General features: G+C 72.0%; 16 protein-coding genes. All 16 read right to left on the bottom strand.

Features of this window, described 5'->3' with window-relative positions:
- Positions 1-6 precede the first annotated feature (6 nt).
- The 16 genes from AW272_RS20250 to AW272_RS20175 all read right to left on the bottom strand — a co-directional run bounded on the left by AW272_RS20250 (position 7) and on the right by AW272_RS20175 (position 21,437).
- The gene (locus AW272_RS20250) at positions 7-405 is read right to left on the bottom strand and encodes a nuclear transport factor 2 family protein (protein WP_218010973.1); all 399 of its coding nucleotides are present in this window, start codon (positions 403-405) and stop codon (positions 7-9) included.
- Positions 402-1,640 carry an amidohydrolase family protein gene (locus tag AW272_RS20245; protein ID WP_066367415.1) on the bottom strand — a complete coding sequence of 413 codons (1,239 nt, stop codon included), beginning with the start codon at positions 1,638-1,640 and terminating at the stop codon, positions 402-404. Before AW272_RS20245 ends, AW272_RS20250 begins: the two co-directional genes overlap by 4 nt.
- Positions 1,640-3,295, bottom strand: coding sequence for a hydantoinase B/oxoprolinase family protein (locus tag AW272_RS20240; RefSeq protein ID WP_066367413.1), 1,656 nt, complete (start codon positions 3,293-3,295; stop codon positions 1,640-1,642). Before AW272_RS20240 ends, AW272_RS20245 begins: the two co-directional genes overlap by 1 nt.
- Positions 3,288-4,952, bottom strand: a complete 1,665-nt coding sequence (locus AW272_RS20235; protein ID WP_066367406.1) for a hydantoinase B/oxoprolinase family protein — start codon at positions 4,950-4,952, stop codon at positions 3,288-3,290. The genes AW272_RS20240 and AW272_RS20235 overlap by 8 nt, the downstream gene beginning before the upstream one ends.
- A complete protein-coding gene (locus tag AW272_RS20230) occupies positions 4,953-6,995 on the bottom strand; it encodes a hydantoinase/oxoprolinase family protein (protein ID WP_066367403.1) in 2,043 nt (680 codons plus the stop codon).
- A complete protein-coding gene (locus AW272_RS20225) occupies positions 6,988-8,979 on the bottom strand; it encodes a dipeptide ABC transporter ATP-binding protein (protein WP_066367401.1) in 1,992 nt (663 codons plus the stop codon). The genes AW272_RS20230 and AW272_RS20225 overlap by 8 nt, the downstream gene beginning before the upstream one ends.
- Positions 8,980-8,984: 5 nt before the next feature.
- Positions 8,985-9,833: an ABC transporter permease gene (locus tag AW272_RS20220; protein WP_066367399.1), complete on the bottom strand. Its 849-nt coding sequence runs from the start codon at positions 9,831-9,833 to the stop codon at positions 8,985-8,987.
- Between the two features lie 10 nt (positions 9,834-9,843).
- Positions 9,844-10,854, bottom strand: coding sequence for an ABC transporter permease (locus AW272_RS20215; RefSeq protein WP_066367398.1), 1,011 nt, complete (start codon positions 10,852-10,854; stop codon positions 9,844-9,846).
- Between the two features lies 1 nt (position 10,855).
- Positions 10,856-12,451 carry an ABC transporter substrate-binding protein gene (locus AW272_RS20210; protein WP_218010972.1) on the bottom strand — a complete coding sequence of 532 codons (1,596 nt, stop codon included), beginning with the start codon at positions 12,449-12,451 and terminating at the stop codon, positions 10,856-10,858.
- Between the two features lie 217 nt (positions 12,452-12,668).
- Entirely contained in the window at positions 12,669-13,673 is a 1,005-nt protein-coding gene (locus AW272_RS20205; RefSeq protein ID WP_066367394.1) for an LLM class flavin-dependent oxidoreductase, read from the bottom strand.
- Complete coding sequence (locus AW272_RS40715; RefSeq protein ID WP_218010971.1) at positions 13,670-16,003, bottom strand: DUF885 family protein; 2,334 nt, start codon at positions 16,001-16,003, stop codon at positions 13,670-13,672. Before AW272_RS40715 ends, AW272_RS20205 begins: the two co-directional genes overlap by 4 nt.
- An 18-nt stretch (positions 16,004-16,021) precedes the next feature.
- Complete coding sequence (locus AW272_RS20195) at positions 16,022-16,963, bottom strand: ABC transporter ATP-binding protein (protein WP_066367392.1); 942 nt, start codon at positions 16,961-16,963, stop codon at positions 16,022-16,024.
- Positions 16,960-17,946: an ABC transporter ATP-binding protein gene (locus tag AW272_RS20190; RefSeq protein WP_066367390.1), complete on the bottom strand. Its 987-nt coding sequence runs from the start codon at positions 17,944-17,946 to the stop codon at positions 16,960-16,962. Before AW272_RS20190 ends, AW272_RS20195 begins: the two co-directional genes overlap by 4 nt.
- Positions 17,947-17,948: 2 nt before the next feature.
- Entirely contained in the window at positions 17,949-18,785 is an 837-nt protein-coding gene (locus AW272_RS20185; protein ID WP_066367388.1) for an ABC transporter permease, read from the bottom strand.
- On the bottom strand, positions 18,782-19,864 hold the full coding sequence (locus AW272_RS20180; RefSeq protein WP_083958490.1) for an ABC transporter permease: 1,083 nt from the start codon (positions 19,862-19,864) through the stop codon (positions 18,782-18,784). Before AW272_RS20180 ends, AW272_RS20185 begins: the two co-directional genes overlap by 4 nt.
- On the bottom strand, positions 19,851-21,437 hold the full coding sequence (locus AW272_RS20175) for an ABC transporter substrate-binding protein (protein ID WP_066367385.1): 1,587 nt from the start codon (positions 21,435-21,437) through the stop codon (positions 19,851-19,853). The genes AW272_RS20180 and AW272_RS20175 overlap by 14 nt, the downstream gene beginning before the upstream one ends.
- Positions 21,438-21,491 lie beyond the last annotated feature (54 nt).

Here is a 21,491-nt window from a genome sequence, read left to right as displayed (position 1 = left end):
CTCTGTTCACTCCCACGTAACATTCTGGACGAGCTCGGCGTGATGGTGCACGATGGCCCAGCCCGCCGCCGACCGGCGCAGCACGTCGGTGACCCGCGTGTACTCGGGCTCGCCGCCCGGCGCGACCGCGACGAGCACGTAACGGGCCACGGCGGTGTCCTCCCACACGTCGACGCGCATCTCCCTGGCGCTCAGCGAGTCCAGCGAGGGCCGCGCCCCGGCGGCGTCCCGCTGGGCGCGGTAGGCGTCGAGTTCCGCGCGGGTGCGCAGCGGGCCGGGCAGGTGGGTCTCCCAGGTGGTCACCTCGGGGTGGAGGTGGCTGTCGAAACGGGTGCGGTCCCCCGTCAGGAAGGCGTCGTACATGTCGTCGATGGCCGCCGCGACATCGGCCGCGGAGGTGCTCACAGGGCGGCCCGTCCGTTCTGGTCGTCGCGGACGATCCGCCCGCCGGACATCACCCAGCGCACGCCCCGGAAGGCCGACGTCGACTCCAGCGGGTCGGCGTCCATGGCGATGAGGTCGGCGAACTTGCCGGTCTCGACGGTGCCCAAATCGGCCTCCGCGCCGAGCCAGCGGACGGGGCCGAGGGTTCCGGCGTGGAGCGCGCGGGCGGGGCCGAGACCGGAGTCCGACATGTGCTCCAGTTCGCGGACCGTGGCGTTGGTGCCCTCGAAGTCCCAGAACGGGGGCATGTCGCTACCGAGCAGCACCTCCACCCCGGCGGCCAGGGCCAGGGCGTAGCTCTCCAGGTGGCGGGGGCCCGCGCCGAGCGAGCGTTGCTGCATCCACTCGGGTACGCCGAGTTCGTCGAAGAACGCCTTGCAGCGGGTGACCAGCAGGGTCGGCACCAGCGCGGTGCCCTGCGCGGCCATCGCGGCGACCACCTCGGGGGTGAGCTGGTAGCCGTGCTCGACGCAGTCGAGGCCGAGTCCGACGGCCTCGGCGATGACCGGGGCGGGGCCCGCGTGCGCGGTGACCTTGCGGCCCCAGGCGTGCGCGGTCTCGATGACGGCAGTCAGCTCGTCGGTGAAGAGCTGGCGGGTGTGGATGTCCTCGTGCTCGCCGGCGATGCCGCCGGAGATCATCACCTTGATCAGGTCGGCGCCGGCCTTGACCTGGCTGCGCACCCCCTGGCGGAAGCCGTCGGCGCCGTCGCACTCCAGCGTGTCGGTGCCCTCGTGGCCGTGGCCGCCGGTGGAGACGAGCGCGCGTCCGGCGGTGAAGATGCGCGGGCCGACCGCCCGTCCTGCGGTGACGGCGCGGCGTAGCGCGAAGTCGGCGTGGTCCTTCTCGGCGACGCAGCGCACCGTGGTCACCCCGCAGAGCAGGGTGCGGCGGGCGCCGTCGGCCATGTAGAGGGCCAGGTCGTGCGGGCTCAGGCCCTTGACCGCGTCGCCGCCCTGGCCGGGCAGCGACAGGGACAGGTGAGTGTGCATGTTGGCCAGGCCGGGCGTCAGGTACGCGCCGCCCAGGTCGACGCGCCGGTGGTCTCCCCCGGCCTCGGCCAGGACCTCGTCGGCGGGGCCGAGGGCGGCGATGCGGTCGCCGCGCACCCACACGGCCGCGTCGCGCAGGGGGGCGACGCCGTCCAGGACGCGGGCGTCGACCACCGTGCAGCCGGTCAGCACGGTCGAGTTCATCAAGGGTTCTTCCTTTCGTACAGGTCACGGGCCGCCTCGGCGGAGACGTAGCCTTCGGCGACGTCGTCGCGGACGGCCTGTGGGTCGCGGTCGCGGGGGTCGCCGTGGCCGCCGCCCCCGGCGGTGAGCAGGGTGACGCGGTCGCCGGGCGAGACGGCGGTGCGGCGGGTGCTGACGCGGTGTTCGCGGTCGGTGCCGGGGAAGACGATGACCTGGTTGGGTTCGGGTTCGCAGCCGCCGTCCAGGGCCCAGGGGCGGGAGCGGGTCTTCTTGATCACCGACAGGAACTCGCCCTCGGTGACGAACCTGATGTCCCGGCGCAGGCCGGGGCCGCCCCGGAACCGGCCCGCTCCCCCGGAGTCGGTGCGGATCTCCAGACGCTCGAAGAACATGCCCGTCTTGGCCTCCAGCACCTCGATCGGGGTGTTGCGGGCCTGGGTCTGGGCCAGGTGGTTGGCCGGGCCGATGCCGTCGTGGCGCGGGGTGGCGCCCCAGCCGACCGGCTCGTTGTTGCTGACCGCGAACAGCCTGCCGGTGTCGGGGTGGACGCCGACCATCATGAAGCCCGGCACGTCGCCGCCGGAGGAGGCGGCCAGCCGCTCCGGCATGCCCTGCGCGAGGGCCTTGAAGATGAGTTCGAGCGCCACCGTGCCGGTCCACTGCGTGAAGGTCGCCGCCGGGTAGACCGCGTGGAAGAGCGTGCCGGGCTCGGCCCGGACGGTCAGGGCGGTGAAGTGACCGGCGTTGGTGGCCTCGGCCGGGGTGGTGATCGCCTTGAACGCGACCCGGGCGGTGGCGATGGTCGCCCCGAGCGGCAGGTTCACCGGGCCCGCCACGGCGGGCGAGGAACCGGCGAAGTCGACCACGCAGGTTCCGTCGCCGATGGTGACGGTGACCCGCATCTTCACCGGGTCGTCGGTGATGCCGTCGTCGTCGAGCCAGTCCTCGGCGGTCCACGAGCCCTGCGGCAGCGCGGCCAGGGCGTCGGCGGTGGACGCCTCGGCCACCTCGATCATGGTGTCGATCACGGCGGCGACGGTGTCGCGGCCGTAGCGGGCGCTCAGTTCGACCAGGCGGCGCTCGCCCGTGCGCAAGGCTGCGATCTGGGCGTGCAGGTCGCCCAGCACCTCGTTCGGCATCCGCGAATTGAACCTGATCAGCTCATGGATCTCGCGCACCGGCTCGCCCCGGGAGACGACCTTCGTACCGGGGAAGATCAGGCCTTCCTGGTGCATGTCGGTCGAGTCGAGCACGTAACCGGGATCCTTCGCCCCCAGGTCCATCCAGTGCGCGCGGACGCAGACGAAGCCGATCAGCACGTCGCCCTCGAAGACCGGCGCGAACAACGTCGCGTCGTAGGAGTGGGCGGCGTTCCAGTACGGATAGTTCAGCAGGACCACGTCGCCGGGGTGCAGGTTCTCCACGCCGACGTATTCCACGCCCTTGCGGATGGAGTAGTCGTTGGCGCCCAGGAACCGGCTCAGGCCGGTCGACTCGGCGACCAGGCGCAACCGCGGGTCGTAGATCGAGATGCCGAAGTCGTGCACCTCGTAGATGACCGGGTTGAACGAGGTGCGCACCAAGGTAGCCCGCATCTCCTCGGCCACCGAGACCAGGTGGCTGCGCACGACCTCGACGGTGGTGCCGTCAGTCATCGACGTCCACTCCGTACAGGTCGCGGGCCGCCTCGGCGGAGACGTAGCCTTCGGCGACGTCGTCGCGGACGGCCGCCGGATCGCGGTCGCGGGGATCGCCGTGGCCGCCGCCGCCCGCCGTCAGCAGCGTCACCCGGTCGCCCGGTGACACGGGGGTGCGGCGGGTGCTGACCCGCTCCTCCCGGTCGGTGCCCGGGAACACGATCACCTGGTTCGGCTCGGGTTCCTGGCCGCCGTCCAGAGCCCAGGGGCGGGAGCGGGTCTTCTTGATCACCGAAAGGAACTCCCCCTCGGTGACGAACCTGATGTCCCGGTGCAGGCCCGCGCCGCCCCGGAACCGGCCCGCTCCCCCGGAGTCGGTGCGGATCTCGACCCGCTCGAAGAACATCCCGGTCTTGGCCTCCAGCACCTCGATGGGGGTGGTGCGGCCGGTGCTGCCGGAGACGTGGGTGGCGGCGTGCATGCCGTCGTGGTGCGGGGTGGCGCCCCAGCCGACCGGGTCGTTGTTGCTGACCGCGAACAGCTTGCCGGTGTCGGGGTGGACGCCGACCATCATGAATCCCGGCACGTCACCTCCCGACGAGGCGGCCAGGCGGTCGGGCATGCCCTGGGCGAGGGCCTTGAGGATCAGCTCCACCGCGACGATGCCGGTCCACAGGGTGAACGTCGGCTGCGGGTAGACGGCGTGGAACAGCGTGCCCGGCTCGGCCCTCACCACCAGCGGCGCGACGGTGCCCTCGTTGGAGGGCTGGTCGGCCGAGGTGAGCGACTTGAGCACGACCTTGCAGATCGCCTCGGTCGCGCCGTAGGGCATGTTGATCGGCCCGGCCGCCGCCGGGGCGGAGCCGGCGAAGTCGACGGTGAACGCGCCGTCTTCGATCGTGACGGTGACCTGCATCTTCACCGGATCGTCGGTGATGCCGTCGTCGTCGACCCAGTCGACCGCCGTCCACGAGCCCTGCGGAAGGGCGGCCAGCGCCGCGCGCGTGCGCGCCTCGCCGTCGGCGATGATGCGGTCGACGGCGGCCTCGACGGTGGGGCGGCCGAACTTGGCGAGGATCTCCAGGAAGCGGCGCTCGCCGGTGCGCAGGGCGGCGATCTGGGCGTGCAGGTCGCCCAGCACCTCGTTCGGCATCCGCGAGTTGAACCTGATCAGCTCGTGGATCTCGCGCACCGGCACGCCCCGGGAGACGACCTTGGTGCCGGGGAAGATCAGGCCTTCCTGGTGCATGTCGGTCGAGTCGAGCACGTAACCGGGATCCTTCGCGCCCAGGTCCATCCAGTGGGCCCGCACGCACAGGAATCCCACCAGGTCGTCGCCCTCGAAGACCGGCGCGAACAACGTCGCGTCGTAGGTGTGGGCGGAGTTCCAGTACGGATAGTTCATCAGCACCACGTCGCCGGGGTGCAGGTTCTCCACGCCGACGTACTCCACGCCCTTGCGGAGGGCGAAGTCGTTGGCGCCGAGGAAGAAGGTGAGGCCGGTGGCCTCGGCGATCAGGCGCAGGCCGGCGTCGTACATCGACATGCCGAAGTCGTGCACCTCGTAGATGACCGGGTTGAACGAGGTGCGCACCAGGGTGGCCCGCATCTCCTCGGCCGCCGACAGCAGGTAGCTGCGCACGACCTCCACGGTCGCGCCGTCGAGCGTGGTCATCTACGCCTCCTCGTCGAGAGTGACCAGCAGGTGGCCGTATTCGTCGACCTCGACGCGCTGGCCGCTGGGCACCACGGTCGTGGAGGTGCCCTCGTCGACCAGGGCCGGTCCGGCGAACGTGTCGCCGGGCGCGAGGTCGGCCCGGTCGTAGACCGCGAAGGAGGTCATTGCGCGGGTGCCGAAGTCGTAGGCCTGGCGATGGGTCGGCACCGTGTCCTTCTCGCGGCGGGGCGGGCGGACCAGCTCGGGTCTCTCGGCCCGGCCGATGCCGCGTACGCGCAGGTTGAGGATCTGGAGGCGGTTGTCCATGGCGTGGCCGTAGCGGGCGCGGTGCAGTTCCTCGAAGGTGACGCGCACGGTGCCGGCGTCGACGTGGCGGCCGACCGGGACGGTCAGGGTGTGCTCCTGGCCCAGGTAGCGCAGTTCGAGCTGCCGTTCCAGGATCGCCAGGTCGGCGGGGACGCCCTGTTCCTTCAGCGAGGCCACCGCCTCGGTCTCCACCTCGCCGAAGCGTTCCTCCAGCTCGGCGAGGTCGATGTCGTCGAGGGTGGCCATGACGGTCCGGGAGAAGTCGCCGACGATGTCGGCCGACAGCATGCCCCAGGCCGAGAAGCCCGAGGGCGCGAACGGCACGACCACCTCGCGGATGCCCATCTCCCTGGCCAGCAGCGGGGCCAGCAGCGGTCCGGCCCCGCCGAAGGCGAGCAGCGAGAAGACCCGGGGGTCGTGGCCGCGCTCCACGGTGATCTGCCGGACCGCGCCGACCGTCTTGGCCAGCAGCACGTCGAACACCCCGGCGGCGGCCGACTCCACCGGCAGCCCGAGCGGTGCGGCGATCTGCTCCTCCAGCGCCGCGCGGGCGGCGTCGGCGTGCAGGCCCATCTCGCCGCCGAGGAACCGGTCGGGGTCGACGTAGCCGAGGACGACGGCGGCGTCGGTGACCGTCGGGCGGGTGCCGCCCCGGCCGTAGGAGACCGGGCCGGGGTCGGCCCCGGCGCTCTCCGGGCCGACCTTGAGCAGGCCCCGGTCCAGCCGGGCGATCGAGCCGCCGCCCGCGCCGATGGTGCGGATGTCGTAGGTCGGGATGAGCAGCGGGAAGTGTTCGAGCTGGGCCTCGTAGGCGGCCACCGCCGAGCCGCGCTCGATCACGCAGGCGTCCAGCGAGGTGCCGCCGATGTCGAAGGTGAGCAGGTAGTCGCGCTTGAGTGCGTCGGCCAGGTAGGCCGCGCCGACGATGCCGCCGGCCGGGCCGGACAGCACCGTGTGGGTGGGCGAGGTCTTGGCGACCGAGGAGGTCATCGAGCCGCCGCCCGAGCGCATGATGAGGAACCGGCCGCCGAAGCCGCGCGCGGCCAGCCCGGCCTCCAGTTCGTCGACGTAGCTCTCGAAGATGGGCCGGATGTAGGCCTCCAGCACGGTGGTGCTGGTGCGTTCGTACTCGCGGTACTCGCGCACGATGTCGGTGGAGAGCGACAGGCTGACCTGCGGGTACGCCTCCCGGATGATGGCCGCGGCTTCCCGCTCGTGGGCCGGGTTCAGGTAGGAGTGCAGGAAGCAGACGGCGATGCCGTGCACGCCGTGCTCCTCGACCAGGGTGCGGGCCGCCGCGCGCACGCTGTCGGGGTCGAGGTCCTCCACCACGCGGCCCCGGTAGTCGAGCCGTCCTCTCACGCCCGCCGTGTGGCGGCGGCGGACCAGGCTCTCGGGGCGTTCGTACTGGAAGTCGTACATGTGGTCGGGCGGCACGTTGCCCCGGCCGATGAGGAAGACGTCCCGGAAGCCCTCGTTGGTGATGATGCCGGTCGGGCCGCCCCTGCGCTCCAGCACGGCGTTCAGGCCGAGGGTGGTGCCGTGGATGAACAACTCCACCCGGGACAGGTCGGTGCCCAGCGCCTCGATCGCGTTGAGCACGCCCTCCCACGGCCGGGCCGGGGTCGTGGACGCCTTCCGGAACCTGACCCGGTTGGTGCGCGAGTCCAGCTCCATCGCGTCGACGAAGGTGCCCCCGATGTCGACGGCCAGCCGGATGGTGCGTTCAGACACGGATGTCACTACCTTTCAGCAGATCGGGGATCTCGGGCACCCGCCAGCAGGCGGCCTGGGCGCGCCCGTGGGGCCGGAGTTCCTGCTCCTCGGTACGGCAGCGGTCGGCCGCGAACGGGCAGCGCGCGGCCAGCGGGCAGCCGGGGGCGTCGGCCCCGGTGTCGTCGAGGTCCTCGGTGAGCGTCACCTTCGGGCCGGAGAAACCGGAGCCCAGACTGGGCGCGCTCGACAGCAGCGCCCGGGTGTAGGGGTGGCGCGGGTTGCCGAAGACCTCCTCGACCGGGCCCTCCTCGACGATCCGGCCGAGGTAGAGCACGATCACCCGGTCGGCGAAGCCGCGCACGGTGGCCAGGTCGTGGGAGATGAAGACCGAGCCGCGCGTCGGGTCGCGCACCACGTCGGCGATCACTTCGAGGATCTGGGCCTGCACGGTGACGTCGAGCGCCGAGGTGGGTTCGTCGAAGACGAGCAGTTCGGGTTCGCCGGCGAGCGCGCGGGCGATGCAGACCCGCTGCGCCTGGCCGCCGGACAGTTCGTGGGGGTACCTGGTCAGCATCGAGCGGTCGAGTTCCAGCCGGTCGACCACGGCGTCGACCCGCTCGGCCCGTCGCGCCGCCGGCAGGCCGAGGGCCCGGAGCGGTTCGGCGATGGCGTCGCCGACGGTGCGGCGCGGGCTGAGCGAGCCGATCGGGTCCTGGAAGACCATCTGCACCCGGGTCCGCAACCGGCGCAGCTCACGTCCCCGCAGGTCGGACATGCGCGACCCGGCCACCCGCACGTCGCCGCGCGCCGCGGGCACCAGGCCGAGCAGCAGTTTGGCGAGGGTGCTCTTGCCGCAGCCGCTCTCCCCCACCACGCCGAGCGTCTCGCCCGCCGCCACCCGCAGGCTGACCCCGCGCAGCGCGGCGTGACCGCCCTTGCCGAACCGGCTGCGGTAGACCACGTGGGCGTCGTCGACCTCCAGCACGGTCCGCTCCGCCGCCGTCGCGCGCTCGGGAGCTTCGGCGGGTTCCTCGGAGGCGAGTTCGTCGGTACGGGGGTGGAAACAGGCCAGCGTCCAGTCGTCGGCGGCGCCGGGCACCCGGGAGACGGGCGGTCGCTCCGCCACGCACTCGGCGGTGGCGTGCGCGCAGCGGCGCGCGAACGGGCAGTCGTGCGGGGCCGCCTTCAGCAGGGGCATCGCGCCGGGGGTGGCGACGACCGCGCGGCCGTCGACGTCGGGGACCGACCGCAGCAACGCCCGCGTGTACGGGTGGGCGGGACGCCCCAGCACCCGCGCGGCCGGGCCGCTCTCCACCACGGTGCCCGCGTAGAGCACCACGACGCGGTCGCACACGTCGGCGACGGAGGCGAGATCGTGCGAGATGAGCAGCACGCCCCGCCCGTCGGTGTCGGCGGCGTGCCGGAACTGGCGCAGGATCTCCCTGGTCAGCGTCACGTCCAGGCCGGTGGTCGGTTCGTCGGCGATGAGCAGGCCGGGGGCGCAGCCGGTGGCCAGCGAGATCATCACCCGCTGGGCCATGCCGCCCGACAGTTCGTGCGGGTAGGCGGCCAGCCGCCGTCGCGGCGAGCGGATGCCGACCGCCGCGAACTGCTCCTCCGCTGCCTGCCTGGCCTCCTCCTCGGTCAGCCGCTGGTGGGTGACCAGGCGGTCGGCGAGCTGGCGGCCCACGGTCCTGGTCGGGCTGAGCGCGCCGCGCGGGTTCTGGAAGCAGATGGCCGCGCCGTGGCCGCGATGGCGTTGCAGCGCCGCCGGGTCCATGCGCAGCACGTCGTCGCCCTCGAAGAGCACCGCGCCGGTGGCGTGCGAGCCGCCGGGCAGCAAGCCGACGATCGAGCGCGCGACCATGCTCTTGCCGCCGCCGCTCTCGCCCACCAGGCCGACCACCTCGCCGCGGCCGACCCGCAGCGAGACGTCGCTGAGCGCGGCCACCTCGCGGCCTGGCCGCCGGATGACGACGGACAGATCCTCGATGGACAGCATGGGGTTCACCGCCGCTTCGCTTCGGCGCGCTCCTGGAGGCCTTCGCCGAGAAGGCTGAAGCCGAGCACGCAGATGAGCAGGACAAGACCGGGCGGGACCGAGGTCCACCAGCGCCCGGCCACCACGTCGGGGCTGCCGAGGCTGATCATCGCGCCCCACTCGGCGGCCGGGACGGTCACGCCCAGCCCGAGGAACGACAGCCCGGCCAGGGTGAGCATCGCCCACCCCGCGTTGAGGGGGGCGATCACGCGTACCGGAGTGAGGCTGTTGGGCAGCACGTGCCGCCACAGCACCCCGAGTGTGGACGCGCCCGAGGTGACCGACGCGGCCACGAACGCCGACTCGCGCACGGTGCGCACCTCGGCCCGGACCAGCCGGGCGTACGCGGGCGCGTTCACCGCCGCGATCACCGCGATCAGGTTGCCGGTGCCGTTGCCGACCAGCGCCGCCACCGCCAGGGCCAGGATGAACGTGGGGAAGGCCTGGAAGACGTCGACCACGCGCATCAGCACGTCGTCGACCCAGCCGCCGAGATACCCGGCCACCAGGCCGAGCGTCGTGCCGGCGACGACGGCCACGGCCACCCCGGCGACCGCGATGCCGAGGTCGAGGCGGCCGGCGTGCAGGAGCCTGCTCCAGACGTCCATGCCGTTGGCGTCGGTGCCGAGCGGATGGCCGGGACCGGGCGGCACGAGCGTGCCGAGGGGATCGATCTCGGTCGGCCCCCAGCCGGTGAGCAGCGGGGCGAGGATCGCGGCCAGCGCGACGACGGCCAGGATCACCGAGCCGGTGACGATGAGGACTTTCGCGAAGCGGCCCGCGCGGGCCCCGTCCACGACGACGGTTTCGGACATGACGCGGCTCCTAGATCTGCACGCGCGGGTCGAGGACGGCCTGCACCACGTCGGCGATGAGGAACACCACGACGTAGCAGAACGCGATCACCAGCACCGACGCCTGGACGACCGGGTAGTCCCGGTAGAGCAGCCCGCGCAGCGCCCACTGGCCGAAGCCCTGCCACGAGAACACGTACTCGACCAGCACGGTCGAGCCGATCGAGGTGCCGAACACCAGCGCGGCCAGGGACGGCAGCCGCGCCAGCGTGGCCCGCAGCAGGTAGCCGCGCAGCAGCGTGCGCCCGCGCAGGCCGTGGGCCTTGGCCGCCGTGTACGGCTCGGAGTGCAGCACCTCCAGCGCGGAGGCCCGCACGCTGCGCAGCAACGGCGCGACGACGACGATCGACAGCGTCGCCACCGGCAGGATCAGGTGCGCCAGCGCCGACCCGAACGCCGGGCCGTTGAGCGTCAGCGCCGCGTCGAGCAGGTCGGCCCCGGTGAGCGGGGTCAGGTTCGTGTCCGGGTCGACCCGGCCGCTGGGCGCGGGGAACCAGCCGAGCACGCTGTAGCCGACCAGGATCAGCACCAGCCCCAGCCAGAACTCCGGCATGGAGTTGCCGACCAGGGCCATCAGCCGCACCCCGTGGTCACCCGCCCGGTCGGCGTGCCGCGCCGACCAGACACCGAGCAGCACGGCGACCACCAGCGCCACCGCGAGCGCCAGCACGACCAGCTCGAAGGTGGGGCCGACGCGCAGCCCGATCTCCGAGCCGACCGGGGTGCCGCTCTGGATGGAGGTGCCGAGGTCGCCGGTGACCAGCCCGCCGAGGTAGTCGAGGAACTGCTTGACGATGGGCTGGTCGAGCCCGTAGCGGGCCCGCGCGGCGGCGGCGTCTTCCGGTGTGGCGTTCGGGCCGAGGATGGTCCGGATGGGGTCGCCCGGCAGCACCCGGACCAGCAGGAAGGTCAGCACGACCACTCCGAGCAGCACCGGGACGAGCTGGAGCAGCCGCCTGCCGACGAATCGGACGATGCGCATGTCAGGCCAGGAAGCGGAGCCGGGCCAGGCCGTCCATGGGCTGCACCCACCCGGCCACGTCCTCCCGCACGGGCAGGTTGAAGTTGGGCTGGCAGACGACCACCCAGGGGACGTCGGCGGCGAGGATCTCCTGCACCTTCACCCACAGCTCGTCGCGGGCGGCGGCGTCGACCGTGGTGTGCGACTCCTCGTAGATCTTCTCGATCTCCGGGTTGGAGTAGTTGGCGTAGTTGAGGTTGGCGCCCTTCACCAGGCTGGTGGCGAGCATGTACTCGACGTCGTTGACCCACAGCTGGCCCGAGGTGATCTGGAGCGGGATGGTGCGCTTCTGGCGGCGCTCGGCGAGCGTGGCCGGGTCGAGCGGGGCGAGCGTGAGCTCGATGCCGGCCTTGCGTGCCTCGCTCTGCACGAGCACGGCGAGCTGCTGCTGCTCCTCGTTGTCGGCCTCGAAGACCAGCTCGGAGGTGACCGAGGGCTTGCCCGCGGCGGCCAGCGCCGCTTTGGCCTTCTCCAGGTCGTAGGCGTAGGGGTAGCCGCGCTCGTCGTAGCCGGGCATGTCGAGCGGCACCGGGCTCTTGGCCGGGCGCGCGTCGCCGCCGTAGATGTTGGCGATGATCTGCTCGTACGGCACCGCGTACGCCAGCGCCTTGCGGACGTTCACGTCGTCGAACGGGGCGGTGGTCACCGACATCTGGAGGGTGACCTGCTGGTTGCTCGGCGCGGAGATGACCTTCACGCCCGCGGCCTTCTTGAGGTCGGCGACGTCGCGCTTGCTGACGCCCAGGGCGATGTCGATGTCGCCGTTCTGGAGTTGGAGCCGCTGGTTGGAGGCGGCGGGCACGACCGAGATGCGGATGGTCGGGGTCTTGGCGGGGTCGGGCCCGGTGTATCCGGTGTTGGCCGCCAGGACGATCTCCTGACCCTGGGTGGCCTTCTCGACGTTGAAGTAGCCGCCGGTGGGCGGGTTCTTGGCGAACCACTCCTTGGCCCAGGGGTCGGCGTCGGTGGCGTGCTTCTTGGCCTCGGCGGAGTCGAAGACGTACAGGGAGATGGCCTGGATCTGCGGGGTGAGCGCGCTCGGGAAGGCCTGGGTGAACTCGACGGTGTAGTCGTCGACGACCTTCACCTGGTCAGGCTCGGTGAGGCCGATGACGCGGTAGATGCCGGCCACGTTGGCCTGGGCGGCGAAGGCGCGGTCCTTGGACCACTTGACGTCGGCGGCCTTCATCTCGTTGCCGCTGGCGAACTTCACCCCCTTGCGCAGCTTGAGGGTCCAGACCTTCTGGTCGGCGCTCGGGGTGAAGGACTCGGCGAACGTGGGCGTGATGTTCGTGGTGTCGAGGATCTGGGCCCCGTTCACGTCGGTCACGCCGTAGTCGATCAGGTAGGGGTAGACGTTCTTGTAGAGCATGAGCGCGGTGAGGTCGAAACCGACGAAGTCCTGGTCCCAGCTGCTGAGGTAGCTGGAGACGGCGATCCGCAGTGACGACGCCGCGGCGGGGGCGGTGCCGGAAGGGGCGCTCGCGCCCTGGGGCTTCGAGCCGGCGGCGCAGCCGGTGGCCAGCAGCAGGGCGACGCCGCCGCCGAGCTGAAGCACCGACCGACGAGAGAAAGCGGGAGAACCAGCCATAGCTCGCCTTCCACGAACAGGTGTGTGCGGGCTGGGGATCGCCCGCACCACCACCGTTCTACCAAGGCGAAACTTCAGTGAACAAGGGGGAAGGCTGTTTCATCTGAGTAAACACATCCATGGTCGATCGTCTTTGACCTGCGAATCTTATCGATCCGGTCTCAATAGATGTGTTCACCGATGTTCAGTCGGACAATACATCGGCACGGAGGGCGGGCAGCACCTCGCTGCCGAGCTTCTCCACCGCCTCCCGCAGGTCCGGGCCGAGCGGCGGCCCGAACGACAGGTGGGTGGCGCCCGCCGCCCGCAGCGACCGGCAGCGGTCGACCACGTCGGCCGCGCTGCCGGTGATGCCGAGCGACAGCATGCGCTCGTCGACCAGCCGTGCGGCGGCGTCCAGGCCGTCGCGCTCCAGCACGGCCGTGATCGGGGCGAAGTCCTCGACCGCGAGCCCGGCCCGGCTGAGCAGGTACGGCGCGAACGACGGCCCGTAGTAGGCGATCTTGGCGGCCATGGCGAGCCGGGCCTGCTCGTCGTCGTCGCCGGTCGACACCCAGAAGCAGGCGGGGATGTCGAGTTCGCCGAGCGATCGCCCGGCCTCCGCCGCCCCCTTCGCCACCTCGCCCCTGGCGGTGGTGAAGTGCTCCGGCGGATAGAGCAGCGGCAGCACGCCGTCGGCCAGCCGCCCGGCCATCTGGAGCATCTTGGGGCTCATCGCGCCGACGTACACCGGCACCGGATCGCCCGGCGGCAGGCGCAGCTCCGACAGCGGGCCGTACCACGCGGGCAGTTCGCCCCTGACGTCCTGCGCGCCCAGCAGGGCCCGCAGCACGGTGACCGCCTCGGCCGTCTTGGACAGCGGGCGCGGGCGTTCGATCCCGGCCCAGCCGAGGAACTCGGCCGACCCGGCGGCGACGCCGAGCAGGAACCGGCCGCCGGTGGCCTCCCGCATGGTCGCGGCCGTCATCGCGATCTCCGACACGTGCACGGAGTAGGGGTTCATGATGCCGACGCCGAGTTTGATGCGCTCGGTCCTGGCGGCCAGGATGCCGAGCAGTACCGGCGCCGAGCGCAGGAACAGGTCGTTGGAGACCCAGAGCTGGTCGAAGCCGTGCCGTTCGGCCCGCTGCGCCAGGTCGACCAGGGTCGCGATGTCCAGGTCGTTGTTGACCCGCAGGGAGTACGTCATGCGCCGACCGCCTTCGCGTCGATCTCGACTTCGACCAGGAAACCTTCGCCGATGAGGGCAGCGACCACGTAGGTGCTGTTGGCGGGGGCCACGTCGCCGAACACCTCGGCGTGGGCGCGCGCGGCCTCCTCCCAGTCGGCGCCGGGGGTGAGCAGCAGCCGGGTGCGGAACACGGTGGTGCGCGAACCGCCCAGGGCCTCCACCGCCGCCACGCCGCGGCGCAGGGCTTCGAGGGTCTGGGCGTGGGTGCCGGGGCCCTCGGCCGTCGTGCCGCTCACGGCGATGAGGTCGCCCTCGCGGGCGGCACGGGAGTAGCCGGCCTGCTCCTCCCAGCCGGAGCCGTCCTTGAACCGGGCGCCCGGGGGGACCGAGCCCTGGGCGGGGTCGGTGTACTCCTCGATCCGGGTGACCTGGCCGTTCCGCACCTCGACGCGCATCATCGCGTCGACGGCGATCTCGGCGCCCCGCTCACGGCCCCGGTAGACGCAGCGCTGCACGTAGCCGCCGGGGACCGGGTCGACGCGCACGTCGGTGGCGCGGAAGTCCTCGATCTCCGCGTCGAAGCGGCGGATCGCGTCGAGGCTCTCGGCCTTGTCCCGCTCGACGCCGTCGTAGTTGTGCCAGATGCGGATGTCGTCGGCGTACAGGCGGTCGAGGCGGGCGACGTCGCCGGAGGTGATGGCGTCCAGGAGCTCGGCCGCGAAGGCGCGGACGTCACCCGCCAGGGCGTCGGCCCTCCGCAGCTCCCCCGCGTCGCCGAGCAGTCGCAGACGCTGCACCGACAGCGGGATGTTGCCGTCGGACCAGAGGGCGTCGTGGAAGGCGCGCAGGTCGAAGCCGTCGCGGTCGCGCCGGGCGGCGTCGGCCAGCAGGCGGGTCACCTGGACCTTGCCGACCTGGTAGGACAGACCCAGGCCCGGGGCCGACGCGAAGAAGGCGGCCTCCTCCCTGGCGGTGGCGAGGTCGACCGGCACGAGTTCGTGCAGCATGCGGGCCGCGCCGTCGATGTCGATCTCGCCGAGTGCCAGGCGCACGTCCACCTCGACCCGGATCGCGCGCAGCCGCATGAAGTTGTAGACGATGGCCCGGGTGAGCGGCGCGTCCTCGAACAGGCCGGTCTGGAGCATCATCTCCTCGTTGTAGAAGGCGATGCCCTCGTTGGGCACGGAGTCGTAGAAGCGCCGGTGGGCCGGGTCGGGATGCCGCCAGGTCAGCGCGAGCTGCTGGTAGTGCGCGCCCTCGTGGATGATCCCGGCGCGGGGGTCGGCGGCGTTGGCCCGGTAGAAGTAGGGCAGGTCGGGGCCCGGCACCGGGACGTAGGCGATGCCGTCCTGGTCGAGCCGGTGTTCGTCGGTGAGGTCGTCGCTGACGCCCAGCCAGTGCAGCGGCTCCAGGTAGTCCGGGCGCGGCAGGTTGCGGTAGTGCCGCAGCTCCGGCGGCTGGGACAGCAGGCCGCGCTCCTCGTAGAAGGCGCGCACCTCCAGCTCGGCGGCCCGTTCGGCCGCGCTCTGCTCCGCCGCGCTCGCCGGGGGCGGCGGCCACTCGGGCGGGCCCGATCTGGCCCGCTCGAACAGCTCGAACGCCTCGGCGCGGTCGCGTTCCTGGGCGGCGAGGGCGAGGATCTCGTCGGCCGACCAGGGCAGCAGGGCGACCTGGTGCAGGAAGAAGCCGAACGCCTCCGCGCCGACCGGCTGGTGGGGGGCGAAGCCCGGCAGCCGCTCGGTCAGCCAGGCCCGCCAGCCGGCGAGCGCCACCGCCGCCTCCTCGGCCGCCGCGGTGGCGTCGTCGCGTACGGCCGGGTCGAGGTGCGGCAGCAGCAGGGCGACGGCGGTCCGGAGCTGGTCGGGCACCTCAACACTGTCGGACAGGGCGAGCTGGGTGAACTCGCGGGTCGCGGTGCCGTCGAGGTTGTCCCTGGCGGTGTCGAGGGTGCCGGGGATCCAGCGCAGCCGCTCCACCAGGTCGGCGCTGCGGGCCGGGCCGAAGGGACCCGGCTGGAGCAGCGCGTCGTAGATGTGGCCGACGGTCTGGTCGAGGTAGAACCAGGGGTCGCGCCGCCAGCTCCGTAGAACATCGAGTTCCCAGCGTGCCCGCGCGGTCGCCGAGCCGAGCAGCCGGCGCGGCACCTCGACGGCGGGATCCGCCGACGGCGCGACGGCCGCCAGGTCGCTCTCGATCGCGGCCAGGAAGCGCAGGTCCTCCTCGACGGTGACCGCGTCCCACTCCGGACGCCACCCGGCGGGCCGGACCACCCGGGGGATGTCGTCGCGGCTACGCGGGGTGGTGGCCAGCCGCCAGGCCCAGAAACGCTCGGTCAACTCCGCGAGCACGTCGTGTCCTTCCATGAATCACTTCGCCAGGACGCAGGCGGCCGACCGGCCGTCCCGCAGGATCCGCAGGGGCGGGTCGTCCTGCGCGCACGAGGGCAGGGCCACCGGGCAGCGCGGGTGGAACCGGCAGCCGCCGGGCGGCCGGGAGGGGTCGGGCACGTCCCCCGGCAGCTCGACGGGCAGCACTCCCGCGCCGTCGGCCCGGGGCACCGCCGAGATGAGGGCCTTGGTGTACGGGTGGGCGGGCTCCGACCACACCTGCAGGGTCGGGCCGACCTCGACGACGCGGCCCAGGTACATGACCGCCGTGCGGTCGGCGATCTGCCGCACCACCGACAGGTCGTGCGAGATGAACACCAGGCCCATGTCGAGTTCGCGGACCAGCTCCACCAGCAGGTTGGCGACCGACGCCTGCGCCGAGGCGTCGAGCGCGCTGATCGGCTCGTCGGCGATAATGCAGCTCGGCTCGGCGGCCAGGGTCCTGGCGATCGCGATGCGCTGGCGCTGGCCGCCGCTGAACTCGTGCGGGTAGCGCTTCACCGCATCGGCCGGGAGGCCGACGCGTTCCAGCAGCTCAGCGGCCCGGCGCCGGGCTTCCGCCTTGGAGGTCCCGCCGAGCAGGTACCCGTCGCCGACCTGGTCGCCCACCAGGCGGCGGGGGTTGAGCGAGGCGTACGGGTCCTGGAAGACCATCTGCAGCCCGCGCATGTCGGCCGGACGGCGGCGCAGCCCCAGCGGCGCGACCGGGCGGCCGTCGAAGCGGATCTCGCCGGCGACGGTGGGCTGGAGCCCGACGACCGCGCGGCCCAGCGTGGACTTGCCGCACCCGGACTCGCCGACCAGCCCGAGGATCTCGCCGCGGGCGAGGGTCAGGTCGGCGAGGTCGACGGCGCGCAGCGGCGGCGCGCCCGTCCGGTGGTATTCGACGGCGACCCCGGTCGCCTCCAGCAGTGCGCTCACGCGGTGTCTCCCAGTGTGTCTCCCAGCGGGTCGGGCGGGCAGGCCACCCGGTGATCGGATCCGACGAGCGCCGGTTCCGGGCGTTCCTCCCGGCAGGAGTCGACGGCGAACGCGCAACGGGGGTGGAACGGGCACCCTTCGGGCACCGCGCCGAGCGACGGCGGGCTGCCCGGGATCGGGCGCAGCGTCGCCGCCCCGCCCTCCGGGTGCGGCAGCGCGTCGAGCAGGCCCCGGGTGTAGGGGTGCCGTGGGTGGGTCAGCACGGTCTCGCGCGGGCCGACCTCGGCGGTGCGGCCTCCGTACATGACGCAGATGCGGTCGGCCACCGCCGACATCACGCCCAGGTCGTGGGTGATCACGACGACCGCGAGATCGCGCTCCAGGCGCAGCCGGTGCAGCAGCCGCAGGATGCCCGCCTGCACGGTGACGTCGAGCGCGGTCGTCGGCTCGTCGGCCAGCAGCAGGCGGGGTTCGCAGGCCAGCGCCACGGCGATGGCGATGCGCTGCCGCATGCCGCCGGAGAACTGGGCCGGGTGCGCGCGCAGCGCCCGCTCCGGATCGGGGATGCGCACGGTCGACAGCAGTTCGACCGCCCGGCCGCGCGCCTCCGACTTGCCGATCCCCAGGTGGTGGCGCATGTGCTCGGTCACCTGGGTCTCGATGCTGAGCATCGGGTGCAGGCTCGTCGACGGGTCCTGCGACACCATGGCGATGCTGCGCCCGCGCACGTCGCGCAGTTCGCGGGGCCGCATGGAGAGCAGGTCGCGGCCCTCGAAGACGGCCCGGCCGGTGGTACGGGCGGCGTGCGGGAGCAGGCCGAGCAGCGCCATCGCGGTCATCGTCTTGCCGCTGCCGCTCTCCCCCGCGATGCCGAAGACCTCGCCGGAGTCGACCCGGAACGACAGGCCGTCGACGGCCTTGCGCGGGCCGTTCCTGGTGGCGAGCCACACGGTGAGGTCCTCGACCTCGAGTAGCGTTCCCACGGTCACCCCCTTAGTGCACGCGCGGTGCGCGGATCGAGGGCGTCCCGCAGCGTGTCTCCGACGAAGTTGAAGGCGAGCACGACGGTCAGGATGGACAGGCCCGGATACAGCCACAGCCACCACAGGTCGAAGTAGTCCATGCCTGACACCACCATGGAGCCCCACTCGGCCATCGGCGGCTGCGCGCCGAGCCCGAGGAACGACAGGCCCGACAGCAGCAGCACGGCGTTGCCCACGTCAAGCGCCGTCATGACCAGCACCGGCCCGGCGACGTTCGGCCGCAGGTCGACGACCATCGTGCGGATGGACGAGGAGCCGAGCAGCCGCCCGGCGGCGACGTATTCGGAGTTGCGGGCCGACATGACCAGGCCACGGACCAGCCGGGCGTACGACGGCCACGACACCACGACGACCGCCAGCACGGCGTTGCGCAGTTCGGGCCCGAGCGCGGCGGCGACCGCCATCGCCAGGATGATGCCGGGGAAGGCGAACACCAGGTCGGCCAGCCGCATGAGCGTGCCGTCGACCCAGCCGCCGAAGAACCCGGCCACCGCGCCGACGACCGAGCCGATCACCGCCGAGAGCGCCACGAGCAGGAACGCCAGCGGCAGCGACACCTGCGCGCCGTAGATGACGCGGCTGAGCACGTCGCGGCCGAGCTGGTCGGTGCCGAACAGGTGCTGGGCCGACGGTTCGAGCAGCTTGTCGGCGATCTGGTCGAGCGGGCCATAAGGGGCGAGCACGGGCGCGAGCACCGCCACCAGCACCCACAGCACGACGAAGGCTGCGCCGATCAGAGCCAGGGGTTGCCGCCACGGAGAGCGGGATCCAGTCGTCATGACAGCCTGATCCTCGGGTCGATGACCCCGTACAGCAGGTCCACGACCAGGTTGATGATGATGTACACGGCGGCGACGACGATGCTGACGCCCATGATGCCGGGCAGGTCGAGGTTGACCGCGCTGCGGTAGGCGTACTGGCCGACCCCGGGCCAGGAGAAGATCTTCTCCACCAGCACCGCGCCCGACAGCAGGCTGCCGAAGGCGACCCCGGCCACGGTGATGATCGCGACCATCGCGGGGCGCAGCACGTGCCGCACGATGACCACCCGCTCGGGCAGGCCCTTGGCCCTGGCCGCGCGCACGTAGTCGTTGCCCAGGATCTCCAGCACGGAGGCCCGGCTGAAGCGCATCAGCATGCCGACCGTGTAGACGGCCAGGACCATCGACGGCAGCACCAGGTGCCCGAGCGCCGACCACATGACGTCCCACTGGCCGGCCAGCGCCGCGTCCACCGAGTAGAAGCCGGTCGTGTACGGCGGCGGGCTCATCACCGGATCGAGCCGCCCGGTGCCCGGCAGCAGGTCGAACTTGAACGACAGCAGGTAGAACGCGACGAGCGCGACCCAGAAGGTGGGCATGGACACCCCGCCCAGGCTCACCACCCGCAGCACCTGGTCGGGCCAGCGGTCGCGGTTGACGGCGGCCACCACGCCGAGGGCGACGCCGACCACCAGCGACACCACGATCGCGAACAGCGCGAGCTCGATCGTGGCCGGCACGAACTCGGCCAGATCCTCGGCCACCGGCCGGTGGCTCTGCTGCGACATGCCCAGGTTCCCCTGGGCCACGTTGCCGATGTACGTCAGGTACTGCACCGGAAGGGGCTGGTCGAGCCCGTATTTGGCGCGGAACGCGGCCACCGCGGCCGGGTCGCCGATCGCCTGCTGCCCCAGGTTGGCGGCGGCGGGATCGCCCGGGACCAGCTGGGTCAGGGTGAACGCGACGAGGGTGATGCCGACGCACAGCAACAGGGCGGCCGCCAGCCGCCGGGCGAGGAACCGCAGCAGCACCCCGCCGGGGCGGGCCGAACGCCGGCCCGCCCCGGAGGTACCGCTTTTCGGCTTAGCCGAGCTCACGGACGTTGACCTGCCAGAGGGCGTTCGACTGCAGGTTGGTCACCGACTTCGCGGCGACCAGGATCTGCGCCGGCTGGATCAGCGGCATGATCGGGCCCGCCTCGTTCATCTTGTGCTGGATGTCGACGTACAGCGCCGAGCGGGCGGTGTCGTCGACGGTGCTGCGGGCCTTGTCGCCCAGCTCCTCCAGGTCGGGGGCGGCGCCCTTGGCCCATCCGGCGCGCAGGCCCACGAGCTGGCCCGGCAGGAAGTTGAGGTAGTTGCTGGGGTCGGGGAAGTCGGGGCCCCACTGCCACAGGCCGAGCTCCTCGGTGCCGCCGCGGTAGGACTCCAGCGCGGTCTGCACCGACGCGGGAGCCAGCTCCACGTTGATGCCGACCTCCTTGAGGTTGGCCTGCACGCGGGCGGCGAGGTCGCCGAAGTTGAGCCCGTTGACCTGCACGTCGCTCGGGTAGTTCAGCTTGACGGTCGGGTTCTGCAGGCCCGACTCGGCCAGCGCGGCCTTGGCCTTGGCCACGTCGCGCTTGACGCCGTCGGTCCCGGGGAGCGCGCCGAGGAAGACCGAGGGGACGATGCCCGCCGTCTGCACGGCGCCCTCACCGGCCAGGTCGACCAGTCCCTGGTAGTCGATGCCGTAGCGCACCGCCTCCTGGAACTTCGGGTTGGAGGAGATCTTGGAGATCTCCGGGTTGTTGTTGGTGAACAGGAAGAACACGTTCGGCGAGGCGCCGTTGACGACCTGGAGGTCGCCCATGTTCTTGGCCTGCTCGGGCGACAGGTCCACCGCGATCTGCGACTCGCCCTTCTGGACGTTGAGCCGCTGCACGTTGGCCTGCGTGTTGCGCACGACGACCTTCGAGTAGACGGGCTTGGTGCCCCAGTAGTTCTCGTTCAGCTTCAGCACGACCTGCGAGGTGGTGCTGTAGCTCTCCAGGACGTACGGGCCACTGCCCAGCGACGTCTTGTTGAAGAACGCCTCGGCCGTGTCGGTCTTGTCGGCGCCCTCGGCGTCGCTGGCGCCGTTCTTCTTGGCCACGGCCGAGTTGACGACGCCCAGCGCCGGGTTCGGCAGGATGAACGGGATGGCGGTGTTCGGCTCCTCGCTGGCGACCACGACGGTGGCCGGGTCGGGAGCGGTGACCGTGAGGCCCGCCATCAGGAACGACGGGTTGCCCTTGACGTTCTTCACGCGGTTGAGCGAGAAGACGACGTCGGCCGAGGTGACCGGGGTGCCGTCGGAGAACTTCGCTTCGGGGCGCAGCTTGAACGTGAACGTCTTGGCGTCGTCGGAGGCGGTGAACGACTCCGCGAGCGCCGGGACCGGCTTGGTCACGTCGCCACCCTTGAAGGTGAGCAGCGTGTCGTAGATCGTCTGATCGATCAGCAGTCCCGAGGGCTCGAACATGCGGGCCGGGTCGGTGGTCTTGAGCTGGAACGCGGTGTCGATGACGAGGGTCTTCCCGCCCTGCCCGCCGGGCGAGGACGGGGCGGCGGCGTTACCGCCGCCACAGGCGGCGAGCAGGCTCAGCGCCACTGCGGCGGCGAGCGCACCGGCAGACCGGCGGATCTTCATGAGGGTCTCCAAGGCCGGACTACGAAAGGGATCCGAGAGCGGGTACGGGGGCCC

Origin of the sequence: Herbidospora mongoliensis (genome assembly GCF_001570545.1) — a bacterium.
Taxonomy (GTDB): domain Bacteria; phylum Actinomycetota; class Actinomycetes; order Streptosporangiales; family Streptosporangiaceae; genus Herbidospora; species Herbidospora mongoliensis.
Note: the sequence above shows the minus strand (reverse complement) of the source record. Positions and strands in the feature narration are given on the sequence as shown.

Excerpts from the sequence above, each read along its gene's own strand:
- AW272_RS20175 (WP_066367385.1), bottom strand. The coding sequence starts at position 21,437 with ATGAAGATCCGCCGGTCTGCCGGTGCGCTCGCCGCCGCAGTGGCGCTG.
- AW272_RS20245 (WP_066367415.1), bottom strand. The coding sequence starts at position 1,640 with ATGAACTCGACCGTGCTGACCGGCTGCACGGTGGTCGACGCCCGCGTC.
- AW272_RS20185 (WP_066367388.1), bottom strand. The coding sequence starts at position 18,785 with ATGACGACTGGATCCCGCTCTCCGTGGCGGCAACCCCTGGCTCTGATC.
- AW272_RS20240 (WP_066367413.1), bottom strand. The coding sequence starts at position 3,295 with ATGACTGACGGCACCACCGTCGAGGTCGTGCGCAGCCACCTGGTCTCG.
- AW272_RS20235 (WP_066367406.1), bottom strand. The coding sequence starts at position 4,952 with ATGACCACGCTCGACGGCGCGACCGTGGAGGTCGTGCGCAGCTACCTG.
- AW272_RS20225 (WP_066367401.1), bottom strand. The coding sequence starts at position 8,979 with ATGCTGTCCATCGAGGATCTGTCCGTCGTCATCCGGCGGCCAGGCCGC.
- AW272_RS20215 (WP_066367398.1), bottom strand. The coding sequence starts at position 10,854 with ATGCGCATCGTCCGATTCGTCGGCAGGCGGCTGCTCCAGCTCGTCCCG.
- AW272_RS20205 (WP_066367394.1), bottom strand. The coding sequence starts at position 13,673 with ATGACGTACTCCCTGCGGGTCAACAACGACCTGGACATCGCGACCCTG.
- AW272_RS20220 (WP_066367399.1), bottom strand. The coding sequence starts at position 9,833 with ATGTCCGAAACCGTCGTCGTGGACGGGGCCCGCGCGGGCCGCTTCGCG.